This window comes from Fischerella muscicola PCC 7414 (assembly GCF_000317205.1).
Taxonomy (GTDB): domain Bacteria; phylum Cyanobacteriota; class Cyanobacteriia; order Cyanobacteriales; family Nostocaceae; genus Fischerella; species Fischerella muscicola.
The window spans coordinates 1-310 of sequence record NZ_AJLK01000255.1; the positions used below are offsets into that span (position 1 = coordinate 1).

Consider the following 310-nt stretch of genomic DNA (forward strand, 5'->3'; position numbering starts at 1 on the left):
GTATTATATGAAATTTTCTCTCCACAAGAAGCACGTCGAATTATTAAAAAATTAGAATTTCACTATACTCCTAAACACGCTTCTTGGTTGAATCAAGTAGAAATTGAATTATCTGTTTTATCCCGCCAATGTCTAGAACGGCGTATTCCTGATGTCGAGACATTATCTTCTGAAATTGCCGCTTGGGAAGCACAACGTAATCAACAAAAATCTAGCGTTTATTGGGGTTTTAAAACCCAGGATGCACGTCAAAAAATGCAGCGTTTATATCCGAGCATTTAACATAGCAAAATTTCCTTGGTAGACTACT

At 36.1% G+C, this 310-nt stretch carries 1 protein-coding gene; it reads left to right on the forward strand.

The annotated features are described in order from the left end of the window. Window positions 1–282 (forward strand): transposase (locus UYI_RS0131530; protein ID WP_016870664.1); only part of this gene is annotated, 282 nt, incomplete at its 5' end. Between the last annotated feature and the right edge of the window lie 28 nt (window positions 283–310).